The following is a 19,126-nucleotide window of genomic DNA, read 5'->3' as shown; positions in this document are numbered from 1 at the left end:
CGATTACCAAATATAGGCAATGACCTCGCCGCCAACGCCCAATTTACGAGCGTCACGATCGCACATCATGCCCTTAGAAGTTGAGATTACAGCAGTACCAAGACCGCCAAGAACACGCGGCAGTTTATCTGCTGAGGAGTAAATACGCAGACCGCATTTAGAAATACGGCGAATACCGCGGATCACGCGGGCACGCTTTTCTCCATACTTAAGTGTAATGTGTAAAGTTTTTTGAGGTTTACTATCTTCAATCTCAAAGGACTCAATATACCCTTCCTCGCAGATTACGCGAGCTACCTCAGCAAGTACCTTGCTGGAGGGTAAAGAGACCTCAGGTTTACCTGCGGAGTTAGCGTTACGAATACGCGTTAACATGTCCGCTATGGGATCGGTAACCTTCATAGATTCCTTCTCCTTCGTTCGTGATGAAACTGTGCATGTGGTTCACACTTTGCCCGTAGCAAAGATGCCTACACACCAGAGCTTCCTACCAGCTTGCTTTGCGCACGCCAGGGAGCTCGCCTATACAAGCCATTTCGCGGAAGCAAACACGGCATAAACCAAACTTGCGATATACGCTGTGAGGACGTCCACAACGTTGGCAACGGTTTTGTGTGCGTGATGAAAACTTCGGCTCACGGTTTGCCTTGACGATCATCGATGTCTTAGCCACAAATCCTCCTTTTACCTTGGCTTTATTACCAAAGCCTTACGATTGCTGTGCGAAGCACAGCCACTCCATCATCTACCAAATACTATTTTTTGAACGGGAAGTTAAATGCAGCTAAAAGTGCACGACCCTCTTCGTCGGTAGATGCTGTAGTTACAACGGTAATGTCCATACCACGTGTGTGATCGACTTTGTCGAAGTCAATTTCCGCAAAGATAAGCTGCTCGGTTACGCCCATGGAGAAATTACCGTGGCCGTCAAAGCTCTTAGAGGAAATACCACGAAAGTCGCGGATACGTGGAATAGCAATAGAAATAAGACGATCAAAGAACTCGTACATACGATCGCCACGAAGTGTTACTTTAGCGCCAATAGGCATACCAGCGCGAAGGTGGAAAGTAGCGATAGATTTACGAGCGTGGGTAACCATTGGTTGTTGACCAGTAATGTCACGAAGGTCTGATACAGCGCCCTCGATTGCCTTGTGGTCGCCAGCGGCTTCGCCAACACCCATGTTTACGACGATTTTCTCGATCTTTGGAATTTGGTTAACATTTTTGTACTCAAATTCCTTTTGAAGCACATCGCGTACTTCATCGAAGTATTTTGCCTTTAATCGAGGCATGGCTTCGGTTGACTTCTTTGCCATAGGACACTCCTAAACTCTTGGGGTTTTAAGTGCGGGGATCGCCTCGCACCTCCCGACACCTTATCGGGAGCCTACCTGCAATTTTGTAAAAGACACCTACGTATCCCCTATAAAGTTGCAACGGTAAATGATACCTGTTTCTCTTGGAGTATTTGGGTGCTGTTGGCCGCATTTACAAAAACATCAGGATAATTCCATATTTCGGGCAGGCGCTTGCTTCTGACGGCGGCGTTTTTTTAGCCGAAAACAAAAGTTTTGAGAAAAATTCGAAAAGTACCCCGTTTGACACGAGCTCTGACGCCAAAAATTGCCCTTCGCGCTGCTTTTGAGAGGTTCTCAAAACGGTACCAACACGCTTACCTGGGCAAATGCAAAATACGTTTTTTGGTTCTGTGACATGGCGCCACAAAAACTCGTGTCAAACAAGGTTTTTTTCGAATATTAGGCTAAAGGTTTTGTAAAAGCACGCCCGCAGAGACACGCACGGCGGCAAAAAGCCAGGTGGTGTGAGTGCGGGCTGGATTTGGTGCTAAAGGTATGTGATGCTAGTGCTGCCTACGACGACGCTTGTGCGAAATGAGACCAATTACAGATCCAAAGGTTAGACCAAGTGCACGTGCAAGTACCGAAAACTCTGGAAGCACACAAGTGTCTCCAGTCTGGGGAAGCGCGCGTATATGGTTACGTGCAGGTGCAGGTGTAGGTACGGGTGCAGGTGTTGGAACCGGAGTCGGCTGCTGCTCTGGAGCAGGCGTGGATTTGGGAGTTGGTACTGGCACTGGTGGCTGTGGCTCAGGCTCAGGCTCTGGCTGCGGCTCTGGCTGTGGTTCTGGCTGCGGCTGCGGCTCTGGCTGTGGCTGCGGCTCTGGCTCTGGCTGTGGCTCAGGCGGTACAGGCTTTTTCTGAACGGTTACAGTAGCTTGCTTCGTTACACGTGCACCATCTTTATCGGCAACAGAAAACGAAACCGTATAAGTTCCAGGCTCGGTATAATCAAAACTACCTGCAGAAATTTCTACTTTATTTTTGAGGTCACCGTCTTCTTTATCGGAAGCAGAAAGTATTAAGCTTCTTAAATCTAGAGGAGTGCCTTCGGTAATGGTTTTATCTTGCACGCTTAACTGCGGAGCTTTGTTCATAACAGTTGCCTTCAAAGCATATATCGCGTACACCGTTGTGTCCTGGTTTACCGTAGTCTTGCCTGTAAATACGCCAGATTTATCTTTACCAGAAGGATCGGTATTCCATTCCTTAAAGACATAACCATCTTTTTTAGGGGCATCAGGCATCGACTCATCTTTGAGCAGATCAGTAGCTATTGCCTTACCATGCTGTACTTTGACTTGCTTATATTGCTTACCATCATTCATGAAGGTAACCGTATGTGTTATCATGCGAGGAACAAACGTAACCACTTGTTGGGTGGGGCTGTCGTCCTTGGTATGCGCCGTGATATCAATCTTAGCTTGCGTAGGAGCTTTTGCAAGATCTGCAGCATCTTGTGGTTGAAGAACCCATTCATAGCCGTCAGGAGCAGGTGCTGTGGGCATTACCATGTATGAGCCGGGCGCGAGATAGGGTAATTTATTGGAAAAATAGCCCACACCTTCGCGGATCAAAGACGTGCTCTTGGCTTTTAATATGCTTTTCAGAGCATTCAAATCGGGCGCCTTGCCCGCTTGAGACGACGTAAAGTCACCCGTAATCTTCTTGTTCTCAGCATAATCCCCTGCATAGAGGGTATATGTCTTGCCTGTCTCAATTGCCTTATCAAGATTCTTATATTGCACGACAAGCTGCGTTGGGATAGGTCTAAACGTCACATAATAGTGTTTGCGCGTAAGACGCTTGACAGGTTGGCCATCCTTCATCTCATATGCAAAGGAAAGATAGTGATTACCAGGGGTTTTGTTGGTTGCGTCATCATTTGCAAACTCATGATTCTTGTTCTGAGGCTTATCGATGTCGTTATCCCAGTACACATATCCTGGAATATTCATACCAGTAAGATCAGCAAGCGTAGGACGCTTTATATCTTTAGCTTTTGGGACTTTTTTAAATGATAAAATAGGAGTCTTAAGATCACCGCTGTCATTGCGATAAAAAGCAGCTTCATCGGTTGTTACAGTAGAAGTATCAGAAATATCAGTCAATCCCACAATTTTATGAAGCGGGACTGAAGAAATAAGGATTCCCTTCTTTTTATCGTCATCAGTCAAGGATGGATGCGTATCAGAATTTCCGCGCTGCTTGAGCGAACCATCAGCGTTTACGCCACCAGGATTCAGCGCGCGGTATTGCAAGTCGTCAACAAAATGGAACTGCGCATCTGCTGCAGAAAAGTATCTATTAAAAAACAATGAATAATTATCACATTCACCCTGATGACAATAATTGTGTAAAAAATTAAATCTTTCTGAATTAAACTTATACTTGTATGTCAGCTTTAGATACAAGTAATTTTTAAAGGAAGAATTAATACATTTGATATCAATAGTCTTTTTAGAATTATCAGCAATTTTATAACCATTCAGCTCAAAAGTAAAAGGATCATAGGAAACTGTAATCGTTGATTTAGAACCAGCATAGATACTCCCATCTTTTGCAATGGAACCATTTATAGATATTCCAAAATTTGAATAAATCTGTGCAGAGTTGTCATCTGGAAAATTTTTGTATACTTTGTAAACAATATATTCCCCATCAACATTCTTTAAGAATCTATTTTTAACAAGCTCACTTTTAGGATGAGGATTATCTGAAGTTGCAGCAGGTTTAAAATAAATTTTTTCTACAGAAATTTGCTTATTCTTAAACGCTTCTTCAATCTCCTTATCTGAAATTATATCTGGAAATGGGTTCGTGATTTTTTTTGGATTATTTTCATACGTATATTCAATTAAACTATCATTTTCACTAACTTTCTTATAGTTAGCGGCTGTGTCATAGACTGGATTATTTGTGGGAGTAGCGTGGGTCGTAGCAGCGACAGGGGTTGTAGCTGGAACAGGGATAGAAGAAGGAACAGGAGCAGCAGGGTCAGCAGATGCAGCAGATTTCTCCGCAGCTGCCGCAGATCTAGTTTGAGTTTCAGCAAAAACGCTAGAAGGTAAGCCAAGAGCGCAGGTACACGCTGCAATGCTTACCGCAGTCAAAGTATAAAGTTTGGCGCGATCAATACATGTATGCATAAAAAATGCCTCCATCTGAGTAAATCATCCAGAATGATACCCCCCCCCACATATTTATTCAAGGGAAATGCTGTCAATTTTCATTATTTTTATCCTCGGCTAACTTAATATACGCTGGTCAGACCTATAAAATTGTCAAGTAAAATAAGTGAGCTACATACATGATAATCAAGGTTAGAAGCATATAAAGTGCATAAATGTTGATTTTAGACACGTAATTACATGGCCCGGCATTATTTCACGTGTCCTTAGGGCATACAAAAAGTTTTGAGAAAAATTCGAAAATATCTTATTTGACACGAGTTCTGAAATTCGAAAAATATCCTGTTTGACACGAGTTCTGAAACCAAAAATTGCCCTTCGTACCGCTTTTGAGAGGTTCTTAAAATTGTATCAACGCGCTTACCTGGACAAATGCAAGAAACTTTTTTTGTTCTGTGAAATGGCACCACAAAAACTCGTGTCAAATAAGGTTTTTTTTTGAATATTAGGCTAAAGGTTTTGTAAAAGCACGCCCGCAGAGACGTAACTGCAAGCAAACACAGACTTTCTAATGCGTATGGGAACACGCGCAAACGTCACTTCAACCTAAGATTTTGTAGCATAAGCCCAGTTAATCACATGTATAAGGAATTTTACGTCGCAAATCCACCGCATACTATTCAGCATTATTTTAAGATCGGCTATAATATCCTCACTATTGATAAACAGGGAGGGGTTGTTATGCTCCGTATTGATCATTTGACCAAATCGTACAAGCCAACGCAACAGGGCTTTCTTAAAAAATTTGCGCGTAAGTTTACAAAACAAACCGCAAAGGGCGCCGCAGAATCCGCGCACAATCTTGAAACATTCGCAGTACGCGACCTAACCTTAAACGTTGAATCTGGCGATATTTTTGCCTTTATCGGTCCTAACGGTGCAGGTAAAACAACCACTATTAAAAGTATCGTGGGTATCCACTCCTTTGACAGCGGCACCATTACAATCGACGGCCATTCTATTGTGGATGAGCCTCTTGCCGCCAAGCAAATTTTTTCGTATTTGCCCGATAACCCCGAGATTTATAACTATGTAAGTGGTATTCAATATCTGCGCTTTGTTGCCGATATGTATGGCGTTGATCCGCGCCTTGCACGCGAGCGCATGCACAAGTATGCCGATCTTTTTGAGCTCACCTCAAAGCTTAATATGCGCTGCGCCGATTATTCTCATGGTATGAAACAAAAAATTGCTATTATTGCATCGCTTTTGCATAACCCTCGCTTGCTTGTGCTCGACGAGCCTTTTGTAGGTCTTGACCCCGAAGCAACGCTTCACTTTAAGGAAATCATGCACGAGATTTGCCAAGCAGGTGGCGCTGTATTTTATTCTACGCACGTTTTGGAGGTTGCCGAAAAGCTCTGCAACAAAGCTGCCATGATTAAAAATGGTCGCCTGGTAGCGCAAGGAACTATGTCCGAGCTTACTCACAATACATCGCTTGAAACGCTTTTTATGAACGAGCTCGCAGATGATTCCGCAAGCATTGTAACAGACGATTCCGCAGGCCTTGTCACAGGTGAGTCCTCAGCATCTACGCGCGAAAATGCAAGTACAGATGAACCCTGTGATTTATCTGACGCAGCAACCTCGAACACCAGTGCAGAATAGATGTGATCATGATGCCACACACGTTAAAACAAATATATTCCCTCATTAAGATAGATCTTATTGAGAATTGGGCCAAAGCATTTACCACAAAAAGAAGAGGTAATACCAAGGCATTTATCAACCCTGCCATACGAGGCACAATTGTTGCTGTTGTTGTCCTTGTGCTGCTTATGCAAGCCTTCATCGGCTTCTTTAGTATCCTTATAGAACTCATGGGACCACAGATACTCCCAACAGCGGTTTTTATATGTGCTTTTCTTTCTATCTTGATAACCGACTTTTTGAGTCTTGGTTCCGCCCTTTTTGAAACAGGACGTTACCAGCAGCTTAAAACTATGCCCATATCGCAGCTGACCATTGCCTGGACGCGACTTATAGACGCATTAAGCGGATCATTTATTTCTGCACTTATCTTTATGATATGCGGCGTTATTGCTTGGAGTGCTCACGTTGACATGCTAAGTCTTATACGTCTTGCCGTTTTTGGCACCATTCTCACACCGCTTTATACCTCAATTTTTTCTATCCTGTGTTTTTGCGCTGGATACGCGCTTAATCGCAAGTTTCGCGGTGGACACATTTTTGTGATGGCACTGGTAACATGCATAGTTATCGTACCGGCCATTATTATTGGATACGGCCTTGCTATTCCCGAATTACAAAGCTTTATCCTTCCCTATCTTAACTCTATTACCATGGTGCTTTCGTTTGTTGATGTCTTTGCCGCTGCTTGCATGGGTGACATATTAGCCCTTGCCAAACTTGCTCTACCAATTATGATTATCTACACGATTTTTGCTACATGGCTTGCTAGAAATCTTGACTCACTCATTGCGCTTAAAGATGTAAGGGTACAAACGCGATCATTTTCTTTTGAGGAAGCTGGCACAAACGATACGTACACGCAAGCAAACAAGCAAGCGGACAACTTGCTACACGCAATTGTAATGAAACATCGAAGCATGGTTGCACTCATAAAAAAAGACGGAATCTTGCTGCGTCGCAGCTCGACAGTTGCAATGAACGTACTCATAGGTCCGCTTTTTGGTTTAGCAGCGGCAAGCTTTCTCTGTCTATTTCCCTATATAAACCACATGGAAGGCCACATATTATGCGCGGTTGTAGCGTGTATTCCCATTTATACCAACATGGCGCCAGCTAGCTTGTATGCTATTACGTTGGAAGGCAACAAATGGTGGCACCTTCAAACGATGCCTTTGCACGCGCGCGACATTATGCGCGCAAAGCTTATTGCAGCAACTACCCCTATAGGAATAGCGCTTGCGATAGAAGAAGTGCTGTATAACATCTTTCTGCCGCTGACCTTGGCCGAACGTTTTGCGTTGCTGATAATGCCGTGTGCCTCGATTGCGTTTCTTTCTGTGTGCGCTCTGGCAATTGATGCTGGCGATCCCAATTTTAGCTGGGACGATACTCACGAAATTGCACACGCGTTCAAGAAACAAAAATGGACGTTGGCACTTTTTGTCCTGTGCTATATTTGCATTGGAATTACGGCTCTTGTTTGTTTTAACCCCTTAGGCGAGTTTTTTGGTGGCGACACTACCTATGTTACCTGCACCCTGTTGGGAGCTGCAATTTTATTGGGGATAGCGTACTTTGTGTACGACCACTTGATGAACACGCCTTTGGTAGAAGGATAATCAGAGTCCATGGCGTTGTAGTGCTTGTGACATATGTTTGCACGATTCGAGTCCGCACGCCATGTGTTCACGCGATAAGTTATCACTTGACATATGTTTGCGCAGTATACGTACGTTGAACAAGTAACTTACCATAGCTAGCTACAAAAACTATTGTCAACAAAAAAGCTCCGAAGCACGTGTGACTTCGGAGCTTTTTCCTGCATATATGCAAATAGATTACGAAGCGTCGAGCAATAATTTACGAGAAACAAAATTCCAAACAAGCACCGTACCCGTAGCGAGAACCTTAACATAGATATAGATCATATGTGCACCATAATCTATGGCAAACGCATTACAAACGGCCTCTCCAAGCCACATAACAAGCGTATTTAGCATCAGACCAATGATTGACAATACGGCAAATATACAAAATTCTTGCAGCTTAGAGTATGAATCTTTATGCTTAAAAACATACTTCATAGAGGCCAAATAATTAAAGACCGTGGATAGCGCAAACGACACCGTAGAAGATATTAATATGTCTATTCCAAAACATTCGTGGAAGACAATCATCAACACATAATCAAGAGCCGTTGCAATAAGACCCACGATACCAAAGTTACATATTTGTTTAATTAGTTTATTCATTTGTGCGGAACCCCTTATTGCGCCGTGTTAAGAACGTAGTCACAAGACTATAAATTTTTTGGTGCCCTTGTGCAGCAAGAATTACGAAGAGCGGTGTATACAGAAAAAGATACCTTGCTCGACATTCAAAGATCATGAGAAAGACACTGATCATAAGTATTGCAAGCATCATAGCATTTCTACCATCAGGCAATTTGCGCACATATGGACAAAAAACCAGCCCTATAAGCGTTGCAAACCATATAATCTGCTGAATGTGCATAAAAGGCATAATATAATCCGCGTCACGTGCAGGATTATTATATTGAATGCCAAACCACTTTAAAATATGCTGATTTCTTCCAACAATCCTTGCAAAGAAATTCCCCTCTTGTGTCCATGCAAAACTTCCATCCATATAGTTTGATAAACTTTTTCTACCCAACAATGTTAAGCAACCTTTTGGACCCAAAAAAGCTATACGAGACTTCCATACACGTAAGTTCATAGATGTTCTTGGACCAGGTTTTAGATACATCACTGAAAGCATATAATCATGTTGAGAAAAAATTCCTAAATCTACAGGATTGCTACCCATCATAAGGTAATGAGTCACCCCAAATGAACGCTCGTAATTAACGGTATAATGTGCAGCCATAATAGAACTCACATATTTTTTGATACCAAACCCACATAAACAAGCAAGCGACAGCGCACAAATGGTTACACTAACCGATGATACAACGTTTTTACAACATGTATTATTGGATTCATTGCTGGCCTGAATGGATTCAGTTTGGACGGGAATTCTTACGCGTGTTGTAATACCTGTAGAAATTTTGCCACACAACGCTTCTGCAACCAGAGCCACTCCCACAAACACCACGGTAGGTTTAATAAATGAGCCCAGCAAAACAATAAGCGTAGTTAGAAATATTTTTGGGAACGGTTTTTTGACATATGCCATAACAAAAAAAGGCGCAATAACAAATGGCATGGAATATGTATCAGAATAAGGAACAAAAAACCAAGGATTGCACCCAATGAGAAGGACACCTAAACATAATGTGATGTATGCTGTTTTGATATGAGCAAGCCTATATGCCACAAGAGAAGTTAATGCAATTGATGTTGTTACACAAAAGCTACTGCCTATAGTCAAAAACCGGTAAGTAGATCTGAGCCCCAATAACATACTCAAGCGATTAGCTATTCTAAAAAGACCACCCAAAAACAATTGATTTGGAAAGTAAGAATAATAAAACGTATCGGAAGGTTCAAAATTGGTAAGAAAACCCAGATCCCAACCCGCGTAAAACCAAGCTCCATATATGCAGTACAACTGTGCTATAAACACAATTACAACAGTTAAAAACAAAACTATTAAAAAATGGTTGCGCAAAGAAAACCACGCAGCTATGCGCTTCATAGCTTGTTTTGCTTGACATTTTTTTGTAATGAAATATATACCAGCATATATAGCGATAAGAATTAAAAATGTAATACAAAAATAAAGCGGGGTAAAAACCGCTATTGATGTTTTTGCTGCAAAATAAATAAAAGGAGCAAGCATAAAGCCCAACATCATAACTGCAAGAATATATAAACGCGTTGCACAATGTGCAGTATATTCACAGCCAATGAGAATACGAGAAACTATTTCTCGGGCTTTAGTCATGCACATAATTTGATACTTTCCACGTATAATCAGAAACTACAAAGCGAGGTCTTTGCTTGACTTCTATATAAATCTTGCCGACATATTCTCCTATGATCCCCAAGGCAAGAAGTTGCAAGCCACCAAAAAGGCAAATACATAATAAAATACTCGACCAACCAGGAATTGTTAAATTAAGGAAATAGCTTAAGAGAACCCATATAATGCCTAAAAATCCCAATAAACTAAACGCAAACCCTAAAGCCGCAATAAAATGTATGGGGGTAACAGAAAAGTTTGTTATGCCGTTAATTGCAAGAGCAAGCATCTTGCGCAAAGGGTAGTGAGATACTCCCCCCATGCGCTCATTTCTTTCGTAGTAAACTTGTGCACTTTTAAACCCAATGGAAGGCACAATACCTCTTAAGAATAAGTTTCTCTCTTTAAAACTCATGAGCGCTGTAAGTGCCTTGCGACCCATAAGGCGGTAATCAGCATGATTAAATACAACATCAACGCCCAAAGCTGCCAAAAGCTTATAATACGATTCTGCAGTTATTCGCTTAAATGCTGTATCCGTTGCACGTTTAGAACGAACTCCATATACAACTTCATATCCAGACAAATACTTATCAACCATAGCTGATATGGCATGAATGTCATCTTGACCATCACAGTCAGTAGATATACAGGCATCACAGAAGCTAGAGTTAGCTGCGTGCGTAAGCCCACAAAGTACCGCATTTTGGTGTCCTGCGTTATGTGCTAGACGAATCCCCTGATATATTGGATTGGTTTCAGAAAATTTCTTAATAATAGACCATGTGTTATCAGTTGACCCGTCATCAACAAAACAAATTTTGCTTGAAGAAGAAATTTTATGACTTAATATCAGTTGATTAACTTCGTTCAAAAACAAAGGTGCAGTAAGAGGCAGAACTTCCTCTTCGTTATAACAAGGAATAACAAGCCACAGATTTATTTCCTTCATCTACACACAACCTTCTATACTTGTATAAAACAACTTATATACCAATTTTACGTATGCTAATCTATCAATACGGTGATAAAACACATGTTAGCATAGATACAAAGCTGGCACGGCCAACATACACAACCTGGTAACCAGTATAACACATAGAGAAAAGCTCTTTTGTCAACAAAAAAGCTCCGAAGCCACATGTGCTTCGGAGCTCTCATATGCATATATGCAGATAAAGTTATTTGATCTCGGTACCAGTTTGACGAGAAATTCTCACCTTTGTACCGTCTTCAAGAACCTTAAATCCGCAGCGGCAAGGCTTGTCGGTAGAAGGATCAATTAACGCAACGTTAGAAGCGTCGATTGCAGCCTCTTTCTCAACAATACCGCCCTGTTGATTTGCCTGCGTTGGCTTTTGAGCTTTTTTAACCACTGCAACGCCAGCAACAACAACTTTGTTTTCGGAAGGCAAAGCACGAAGAATTTCACCGCGCTTACCTTTGTCCTTACCCGAGATGACCTGAACTTGGTCTCCCTTTTTGAATTTCAATTTAGCCATGAGCATCTCACTTTCTAAAGCGTCTCAGGAGCAAGCGAGACGATCTTCATGTACTTGTGATCACGCAGCTCACGAGCAACGGGTCCAAAGATACGCGTACCTTTAGGCTCACCTTGCTTGTCAACCAAAACGCAAGCGTTTTGATCGAACTTAATATAGCTGCCGTCTTTACGACGAGTTTCTTTTACAGTACGAACGACAACGCAGCGAACAACGTCACCCTTCTTTACTGAACCACCTGGGGTAGCCTCCTGCACGGCGCACATAATGACGTCGGCAAGGCCAGCATAGCGGCGCTTTGAGCCACCCAAGACTTTGATGCATTTGACGCGCTTAGCACCGCTGTTATCAGCGACGTTGAGCATGGTCTCCATCTGAATCATTGCTGTTCCTCCAACCCCTCCTCGCTTAGTATGTAGCACGTACACACTAAAACGAGATGGGCATCACAAATCGTTATTTAGCGCGCTCCACAATTTCGACAAGACGCCAGTGCTTAGTTTTAGATAAAGGACGAGTTTCCATAACGCGAACTTTATCACCAAGAGCACTTTCGTTGTTCTCGTCGTGAACATGAAGCTTCTTACTGATAGTCATCATTTTGCCATACTTAGGATGGTGTTTACGATACGTAATTTGCACCGTGATGGTCTTGTCGCCGGAAAGCGAGATGACCTCACCGGTGCGGACCTTACGTGCATTCCTGCTTTCGGTATCTGCCATAACTTATCTCTCCTGCAACTAGTTATTTGCAGCTTTAGATGCTGCAAGTTGACGAGCACGTAACTCTGTTTGAACGCGCGCAATGTCGCGTTTAACAGCTTTTACACGAGCGGTGTTGTCGAGCTGGCTGGTTGCCATCTGAAAACGCAGATTAAAAAGCTCAGAACGACCGTCTTCGAGTTTTTGAGCGAGCTGCTCATCGGTCAGCTCACGAATTTCGGTGTATTTCATGTTGTCTACTCCTCCACATCCGACGTGGCACGGGCAACAACCTTGGTCTTGATAGGCATCTTGTGCTGTGCAAGACGCAACGCTTCTTTAGCCACTTCTTCAGACACGCCGTCGATTTCAAACATGATACGACCAGGTTTAACGACCGCTACCCATTCCTCTGGGTTACCTTTACCAGAACCCATACGAGTTTCTGCAGGTTTCTTAGAAATCGGCTTGTCCGGGAAAATTGTAATCCAAACTCTACCACCACGTTTCATGTAACGGGTGATTGCAATACGAGCTGCCTCAATTTGACGATTGGTGATCCAATGAGCTTCAAGAGCTTGAAGTCCATAGGAACCAAAATGCAGCTCAGTATTACCCTTTGCATGGCCCTTCATGGAGCCGCGCTGTACTTTACGGTGAAGAACGCGCTTAGGTGCCAGCATTAGCGACTCCTCCTCTCATTGCGACGACGAGGACGGCTTGTTCCCTCTAAAGCAGGGTTAGGAGCACTTTGTCCTGGAAGTTTCTCGCCTAAATAAATCCAAACCTTAATGCCTACTGCGCCCATAGTGGTGCTTGCAGTAGCTTGTGCATAATCAATCTTGGCACGAAGAGTGTGCAGAGGCACGCGGCCTTCACGCGACCACTCAACACGACCCATTTCGGCACCGTTAAGACGACCAGAGCATTGAATACGAATACCCTTAGCGCCAGCTTTGGTGGCACCTTGAACTGCTTTTCTTACAGCACGGCGGAATGCAACACGGCCTTCCAACTGCTCTGCAATACGGTCAGCAGTAAGTTGTGCGTCGAGATCGGGTTGTTTAATTTCTACAACTTCGACATTAACGTCGCCTTTGCCAACCTTGGCAATTTTTTGAACATCTTTGCGCAGATCATCGATCTCGGTACCTTTTTTACCAATTACAATACCAGGGCGCGATGTTAAGATGACGACTTTAACCTTGTCGCCGGCACGCTCAATTTCAACGCGAGAGAGAGCTGCAGAAGCAAGACGCTTCTTGAGATACTTACGAATTTCAAGATCGCTACCGACATTTTGAGCATAGTTATTTTTACCTGCATACCAGCGAGAACGCCATTGCTCGGTTATGCCCAAACGAAAACCGGTTGGTTGTACTTTCTGACCCATACTATCTCTACGCCTCCTTTCCAGGTGCGACGACGACCGTAATGTGGCTCGTGCGCTTGTTAATACGAGAAGCTGAACCTTTAGCGCGAGGACGAATACGCTTAAGCGTAGGTCCTTCGTTTACGTAAGCTGCTTTAACAACGAGCGTACGAGCGCGCAGGTTGTGATTGTTCTCGGCATTTGCTACAGCAGATTTTAAAACCTTAGTAACAGGCTCTGCAGCAGCGCGTGTAGAGAATTGAAGTGCTTCCAAAGCACGGTCAATAGACTTGTTGCGAATTAAATCAACAACCATACGTGCTTTACGAGGTGCCATGCGAACAAACTTAGCTGTTGCTTTTACCTCTTGAACTTGAGTGTTAGCCATAAACGTTTACCCCCTTTATGCCTTGTGGCCGCGGAAGGTACGAGTTGGAGCAAATTCGCCCAACTTATGACCAACCATAGACTCGGTAAGATATACAGGGACATGCTTACGACCATCATGGACAGCAATGGTGTGTCCTACCATCTCGGGAAAGATGGTTGAAGAACGTGACCACGTTTTAATGACGTCTTTTTTTCCTGCCTCGTTCATAGCGGCTACGCGCGCAAGGAGGCGAGTCTCCACAAACGGGCCCTTCTTGAGACTTCTGCTCATTTTGTAAATCTCCTCTTACTTAGGTATCCAACTATTTAGAACGACGACGACGAATGATGAGGCGGTTTGAAGCCTTCTTCGGGTCACGAGTCTTGTAACCCTTGGTTGGTTTACCCCAAGGTGTAACAGATGGACGACCAGAAGTGTGGTTCTTACCTTCACCACCACCGTGTGGGTGGTCTACAGGGTTCATAACCGTACCACGAACGGTAGGACGAACGCCTGCCCAGCGACGACGACCAGCTTTACCAACAACAATGTTGGAGTGATCGGCATTGCCAACTTCACCGATAGTTGCACGACAAGTGAGCAAAACGCGGCGAAGCTCAGAAGACGGCATACGCAAAATTGCATAACCGTTATCTTTACCCATAAGCTGAATTGAAGTTCCAGCTGCACGTGCCATAGCTGCGCCTTTACCAGGTTGGAACTCAACAGCATGGATGAGCGTACCTACTGGAATCTCGGACAGAGGCATCGTGTTACCAGGTTTAATATCTACATCTTTTGATCCAGAAAGAACCTGATCTCCAACGTGCAAGCCTTCGGGGCATAAGATATATGCCTTTTCACCATCTACATAGTGAAGAAGTGCAATGCGAGCAGAGCGGTTTGGATCGTACTCGATAGTAGCAACTTTTGCAGGTACATCGTCTTTACGACGTTTGAAGTCTATTCTTCTGTACTTGCGTTTGTTCCCGCCACCTTGGTGACGAGTAGTAATGCGACCGTTGTTGTTACGACCACCTTTAGACGAAAGAGGCTCAAGAAGTGACTTCTCGGGCTCGGTGGCTGTAATCTCTGCAAAGTCAGAGACGGTTTGCCAACGTCTACCAGCACTCGTAGGCTTGAGGTGCTTTACTGCCATACTTTTCTTCCCTTCTTTCCGTTGGCCGATAAGCCTAGGGATTATCTTATCGACACCGGACTACCACGTTGCCGCGCGTATCCATAACGCGCGGCTAAGTACCCGCTTTATTACAAAGCGGGCGCTTGTTTACTCTTCAGAAGCTGCAGAGGAATTTGCAAATACCTCAATTTGCTCGCCTTCGGCAAGCGTTACTACAGCTTTTTTCCACTTACGGGTTTTGCCAGCAACATAACGAACGCGTTTTGTTTTAGGCTGAACCCACATTGTGTTTACTTTGGTAACGTGTACATTAAAAAGTTTTTCTACTGCGCTTGCAATCTCTTCTTTAGGAGCGCTTGCAGCAACTTCAAATGTATACTTTCCAGAACTCATCAAATCGAACGAACGCTCTGATACAACTGGACGAATAATTACTTCATAGGCACAAGTCATTAGCTGAGCGCCTCCTCAAGTTGTTTAGCTACATCAACAGTCATAACAAGAGCAGCATTATCGACAAGAATACGAGTGTTTACTTCGGATGCAGCATAGATAACTACCTTAGGAAGGTTTCTAAACGAAAGGTAGGTTTCAACATCATCATCGTCTACAACAAGCGTAACGCGCTTATTTTGAAGCTCAAGAGCCTTGATAATAGCAGCAGCTTGTTTAGTAGAAACTTTATCAAAAGCGAATTTATCAAGAACAATAAGTTCGCCGTCGGCAAGTTTGCCAGAAAGAACGCTTTTCATAGCAAGTTTTTTCTCTTTGTTGTTGCTACGAAGTGCGTGTGAGTGAGGAGTGGGGCCAAATACAACGCCACCGCCTACCCATTGAGGTGCACGAATTGTACCTTGACGTGCGCGTCCAGTACCCTTTTGGCGGAATGGCTTTACACCACCACCAGAAACGGCAGAACGATTTTTAGTTGAGTGAGTACCCTGACGAAGGCAAGCTTCGTATGCAACAACAACTTGATGCACAACAGGGATATTGGGCTCAATACCAAAAACGTCGGAAGAAAGCTCAAGTGTATCTGCGCTTTTCCCTTCTACGTTTTTTACTTCAATCTTTGACATCTTAATCTCCTTGGTAGCCTAGGGTTTGCTTTGGGCCTTAGGCCATACGGATCGAGACAAGAGCATTTTTGCCGCCAGGTACAGCACCTTTAACGAGCATAAGATTTTGCTCTTCGTCGATACGAACAAGCTTAAGATTTTTAACAGTTACACGCTCATCGCCCATGTGACCAGCCATATGCAATCCTTTACGAACACGTGCAGGATATGCACACTGACCAATGGAACCCGGCTCGCGCTGGTTGCGTGAACCATGAGCTTTAGGACCACAAGAGAAGTTCCAGCGCTTAATGGTTCCCTGGAAACCTTTACCCTTTGAGGTACCAATTACATCTACAGCAGCTACGTCTGCAAAATCTTTAACGGTGACGACGTCGCCGCATTTGTGATCTTCGCCGTTTTCGACGCGAACTTCTGTCAAATAGCGAGCAGGCTCAACGTTGTGAGCTTTAAAGTGACCAGCCAAGGGTTTGTTAACGTGCTTAGCTTTAATGTCACCAAAGCCAATTTGAACAGCGTCATAGCCGTCTGTAGCTTTGGTCTTAACTTGCGACACCGTGCAGGGACCGGCTTGAATTACCGTTACAGGAACGATGTTATCGTTCTCATCCCATACTTGTGTCATACCGATCTTGCGACCAAGAATCGTTGTGACCATGTGTTTTCCTAACCTTCGGTGGTCATGAGACGTTTCGTTAGCATGCGCGCGTTATGCGTGCTTATGCGTGCATTAAACGCACATAATAAGGCCTAAAAACCTTACGTCTGCTAACAAGTGCACCCTACACTTTCCTCAGCGGACCACAACGTATATATGCTGCTTGAACTTGGCATTTGTTGCGAGCAGTTGTCTTTAACACAGGATAAGACAAGCAACAAAATGCTAAATATCCATAAAAATGCAGCTTTATTAGTCTACTAACTTTGGGGACTGAACGCAAACTTTCACGAATAACTCATATTTTTGGTCGTTTTGTTGTATTATTTATAGTAATTGTAGAGGCGACAACGTTTGCTGCATGGCGACCCACGCCGCTATGCCGCATGGCATCTCACGCCGCTGCAAATAATCACTTTGGTTTTGCTTGCTTGAAGAGGCAAAATTGTTATAGCAACTGTATCGCGCAACGCATATTGTTGTGCGCCAAAAGAAAGGCTTGGCTAGCCCATGAGTACACCGTGGCAAGTTCTCTATCGTTTGGATGCAACTCAGGCGAATATGCAGGATCATATTCATGTAAACAGTCCGTGCAAACTAACCTGTGATGCGCTCCAAATTCTTAATAACACGCAAACCCATAAAACGTTTTTGCAGCTTAAGATTTCAAATCCGTTTGATGCGCCGCAAACCTCATGTGCAGCTAGCATTACCTTGCACGCGCGCGACGGTCAAGACTATGTTTTTCCACAAGAGCCTCTTGCGCTTTCACTTGACGCACACGCTTCGTTTGAAATGGAGCCGCTTGAGATTTCTGCCCAAGATGTTACGGGTGCAGATGTATATATGTGGCAAAATGCGGATGCTCATGAGACCAATTCCTTAGGGGCTGATGCGCTTGAACCAGCTGTTAATCCTGCTGCTGGCGTGATGCCCGAAGCTGTTAATCCTGCGGCTGGCGTGATGCCCGAAGCTGTTAACCCTGCGGCTGGTGTGATGCCCGAAGCTGTTAACCCTACGGCTGGTGTGATGCCCGAAGCTGTTAACCCTGCAGCAGACGTGATGCCCACCATGGTGATGCCTTCTGTTAACAATCTCGCAAATAACAACCAAGGTTTAACGGCGCAAACAGGAGCGCTGCCCAACGTATCAGCAGCCGCACAGCCTCATACCATGGACTACGCGCAAGCCGACAATGCTGTAGCGCCTAAACAGAAAGCGCAAAAAAATAAGAAAAAGATTATTATCATTTCGCTGATCGTTGCAATTGTTTGCATCGCTGCAATTGCCGCTGGTGCATTTTGGTATCTTCACACTCAGCAAGAGCAAAATCAACAACAAGAACAAACTGACCAAGACGCAACCTCGGAAGACAGCAGCACAGATCAGTCGGACGACAATTCAAGTAAAACTCCTGCCACGCTTTCTATCTCGTGCAATCCTTCCAAGCCTTTCTGGGGCATATGGGTTTACGAAAGCGACGACAAAAAAGACGCCGATGACCACGCACACGACTTTACCTCTCACGGCTTTACTGCCATAACCGTTGATACCGCAACCATTCCCGAAGCAAAGTTTACCAAGAAATACGCCGTTACCGTTGGCACATGGAAAGACGAAGCATCAACAAAAGATGCTGTGCAAGCGCTCCAAGACGCAGGTTATGGAACATTTAAGCCCTCATACAGCGGAAAGATTAGCTCGTCAGCGTCAGCTACCAGCGTAACTCTTGAATGCGTATCTTCAACAGGAGCAACGCTTTCGGGATCGGTAAGACGCGACGCAAATGGCTATGTGCTTGCCGATTCGGATACTCATGCATACACCGCAGAAGAACTTGCAGCTAAAAATCTAACTCCAGCAGAGCTCTGCGTTGCTTGGAACGAACCATTTGCTCGCAAAGGCTATGCGTTTTCGAACCCAGGACTTCAGACCTACTTTGAGCGCAACTGCCCATGGTACAAGTGCACACATGCCAACGTGTCCCTTCAGGGTGTAGAGGCTGCTAACAACGAGCTGTTCAAGTCCTATGCTAAAGGTCGCGGCGACTACAGCCCTTGGTTGTATTTAAAGGTTTAGCTTTGGGCGCGCACAATTGGCGAAAGCGTTAAAACATAACGGTAAAAGAAATGCTATAAAAATATGTCAAGGAAGATATGCCGGCAAA

At 44.1% G+C, this 19,126-nt stretch carries 22 protein-coding genes; 3 read left to right on the top strand and 19 right to left on the bottom strand.

What is annotated here, in order from left to right:
* Positions 1-3 precede the first annotated feature (3 nt).
* From rpsH to AC1DBT_RS02095, 4 genes are all read right to left on the bottom strand, one after another.
* Complete coding sequence (rpsH, locus tag AC1DBT_RS02110; protein WP_048596368.1) at positions 4-402, bottom strand: 30S ribosomal protein S8; 399 nt, start codon at positions 400-402, stop codon at positions 4-6.
* A gap of 85 nt (positions 403-487) precedes the next feature.
* Positions 488-673 carry a type Z 30S ribosomal protein S14 gene (locus AC1DBT_RS02105; RefSeq protein WP_006302391.1) on the bottom strand — a complete coding sequence of 62 codons (186 nt, stop codon included), beginning with the start codon at positions 671-673 and terminating at the stop codon, positions 488-490.
* A gap of 82 nt (positions 674-755) precedes the next feature.
* Entirely contained in the window at positions 756-1,319 is a 564-nt protein-coding gene (gene rplE / locus AC1DBT_RS02100; protein ID WP_006302390.1) for a 50S ribosomal protein L5, read from the bottom strand.
* A 545-nt stretch (positions 1,320-1,864) separates the two neighbouring features.
* Positions 1,865-4,510 carry an InlB B-repeat-containing protein gene (locus AC1DBT_RS02095; protein ID WP_480018394.1) on the bottom strand — a complete coding sequence of 882 codons (2,646 nt, stop codon included), beginning with the start codon at positions 4,508-4,510 and terminating at the stop codon, positions 1,865-1,867.
* Positions 4,511-5,233: 723 nt separating this feature from the next.
* Between AC1DBT_RS02095 and AC1DBT_RS02090 the strand changes: the two genes are divergently transcribed.
* Together AC1DBT_RS02090 and AC1DBT_RS02085 are read left to right on the top strand one after the other, a co-directional pair.
* On the top strand, positions 5,234-6,163 hold the full coding sequence (locus tag AC1DBT_RS02090) for an ABC transporter ATP-binding protein (protein WP_480018393.1): 930 nt from the start codon (positions 5,234-5,236) through the stop codon (positions 6,161-6,163).
* Between the two features lie 11 nt (positions 6,164-6,174).
* On the top strand, positions 6,175-7,827 hold the full coding sequence (locus AC1DBT_RS02085) for a lantibiotic ABC transporter permease (RefSeq protein WP_480018392.1): 1,653 nt from the start codon (positions 6,175-6,177) through the stop codon (positions 7,825-7,827).
* 219 nt (positions 7,828-8,046) lie between these two features.
* Here the strand turns inward: AC1DBT_RS02085 and AC1DBT_RS02080 are convergent, their stop codons facing one another.
* The 15 genes from AC1DBT_RS02080 to rplC form a co-directional block, all read right to left on the bottom strand.
* Positions 8,047-8,460, bottom strand: coding sequence for a GtrA family protein (locus tag AC1DBT_RS02080; protein WP_480018391.1), 414 nt, complete (start codon positions 8,458-8,460; stop codon positions 8,047-8,049).
* Positions 8,453-10,123, bottom strand: a complete 1,671-nt coding sequence (locus tag AC1DBT_RS02075) for a hypothetical protein (RefSeq protein ID WP_480018390.1) — start codon at positions 10,121-10,123, stop codon at positions 8,453-8,455. The genes AC1DBT_RS02080 and AC1DBT_RS02075 overlap by 8 nt, the downstream gene beginning before the upstream one ends.
* Positions 10,110-11,087, bottom strand: a complete 978-nt coding sequence (locus AC1DBT_RS02070; protein WP_480018389.1) for a glycosyltransferase family 2 protein — start codon at positions 11,085-11,087, stop codon at positions 10,110-10,112. Before AC1DBT_RS02070 ends, AC1DBT_RS02075 begins: the two co-directional genes overlap by 14 nt.
* 229 nt (positions 11,088-11,316) lie before the next feature.
* On the bottom strand, positions 11,317-11,637 hold the full coding sequence (gene rplX, locus AC1DBT_RS02065) for a 50S ribosomal protein L24 (protein ID WP_010241542.1): 321 nt from the start codon (positions 11,635-11,637) through the stop codon (positions 11,317-11,319).
* Positions 11,638-11,651: 14 nt separating this feature from the next.
* A complete protein-coding gene (gene rplN / locus AC1DBT_RS02060) occupies positions 11,652-12,020 on the bottom strand; it encodes a 50S ribosomal protein L14 (protein ID WP_010241540.1) in 369 nt (122 codons plus the stop codon).
* 73 nt (positions 12,021-12,093) lie between these two features.
* Positions 12,094-12,360 (bottom strand): 30S ribosomal protein S17, encoded by a 267-nt coding sequence (gene rpsQ, locus AC1DBT_RS02055; RefSeq protein ID WP_006302380.1) that lies wholly within the window; start codon positions 12,358-12,360, stop codon positions 12,094-12,096.
* 18 nt (positions 12,361-12,378) lie between these two features.
* Positions 12,379-12,591, bottom strand: coding sequence for a 50S ribosomal protein L29 (gene rpmC, locus AC1DBT_RS02050; protein WP_006302379.1), 213 nt, complete (start codon positions 12,589-12,591; stop codon positions 12,379-12,381).
* 5 nt (positions 12,592-12,596) lie between these two features.
* On the bottom strand, positions 12,597-13,022 hold the full coding sequence (gene rplP / locus AC1DBT_RS02045) for a 50S ribosomal protein L16 (protein ID WP_006302378.1): 426 nt from the start codon (positions 13,020-13,022) through the stop codon (positions 12,597-12,599).
* A complete protein-coding gene (rpsC, locus tag AC1DBT_RS02040) occupies positions 13,022-13,732 on the bottom strand; it encodes a 30S ribosomal protein S3 (protein ID WP_006302377.1) in 711 nt (236 codons plus the stop codon). The genes rplP and rpsC overlap by 1 nt, the downstream gene beginning before the upstream one ends.
* Before the next feature lie 7 nt (positions 13,733-13,739).
* Positions 13,740-14,099 carry a 50S ribosomal protein L22 gene (rplV, locus tag AC1DBT_RS02035; protein WP_006302376.1) on the bottom strand — a complete coding sequence of 120 codons (360 nt, stop codon included), beginning with the start codon at positions 14,097-14,099 and terminating at the stop codon, positions 13,740-13,742.
* Between the two features lie 15 nt (positions 14,100-14,114).
* Positions 14,115-14,372, bottom strand: a complete 258-nt coding sequence (gene rpsS / locus AC1DBT_RS02030; protein WP_006302375.1) for a 30S ribosomal protein S19 — start codon at positions 14,370-14,372, stop codon at positions 14,115-14,117.
* A 31-nt stretch (positions 14,373-14,403) separates the two neighbouring features.
* A complete protein-coding gene (rplB, locus tag AC1DBT_RS02025; RefSeq protein WP_311439177.1) occupies positions 14,404-15,240 on the bottom strand; it encodes a 50S ribosomal protein L2 in 837 nt (278 codons plus the stop codon).
* Between the two features lie 129 nt (positions 15,241-15,369).
* Complete coding sequence (gene rplW, locus AC1DBT_RS02020; protein ID WP_006302373.1) at positions 15,370-15,675, bottom strand: 50S ribosomal protein L23; 306 nt, start codon at positions 15,673-15,675, stop codon at positions 15,370-15,372.
* Positions 15,675-16,301 (bottom strand): 50S ribosomal protein L4, encoded by a 627-nt coding sequence (gene rplD, locus AC1DBT_RS02015; protein ID WP_480018388.1) that lies wholly within the window; start codon positions 16,299-16,301, stop codon positions 15,675-15,677. Before rplD ends, rplW begins: the two co-directional genes overlap by 1 nt.
* A 37-nt stretch (positions 16,302-16,338) precedes the next feature.
* Positions 16,339-16,959 (bottom strand): 50S ribosomal protein L3, encoded by a 621-nt coding sequence (gene rplC, locus AC1DBT_RS02010; RefSeq protein WP_480018387.1) that lies wholly within the window; start codon positions 16,957-16,959, stop codon positions 16,339-16,341.
* 510 nt (positions 16,960-17,469) lie between these two features.
* Between rplC and AC1DBT_RS02005 the strand changes: the two genes are divergently transcribed.
* Positions 17,470-19,038 (top strand): YARHG domain-containing protein, encoded by a 1,569-nt coding sequence (locus AC1DBT_RS02005; RefSeq protein WP_480018386.1) that lies wholly within the window; start codon positions 17,470-17,472, stop codon positions 19,036-19,038.
* Positions 19,039-19,126: the final 88 nt, after the last annotated feature.

It is taken from the genome of Fannyhessea sp. C0108B2, assembly GCF_056583915.1.
Note: the sequence above shows the minus strand (reverse complement) of the source record. Positions and strands in the feature narration are given on the sequence as shown.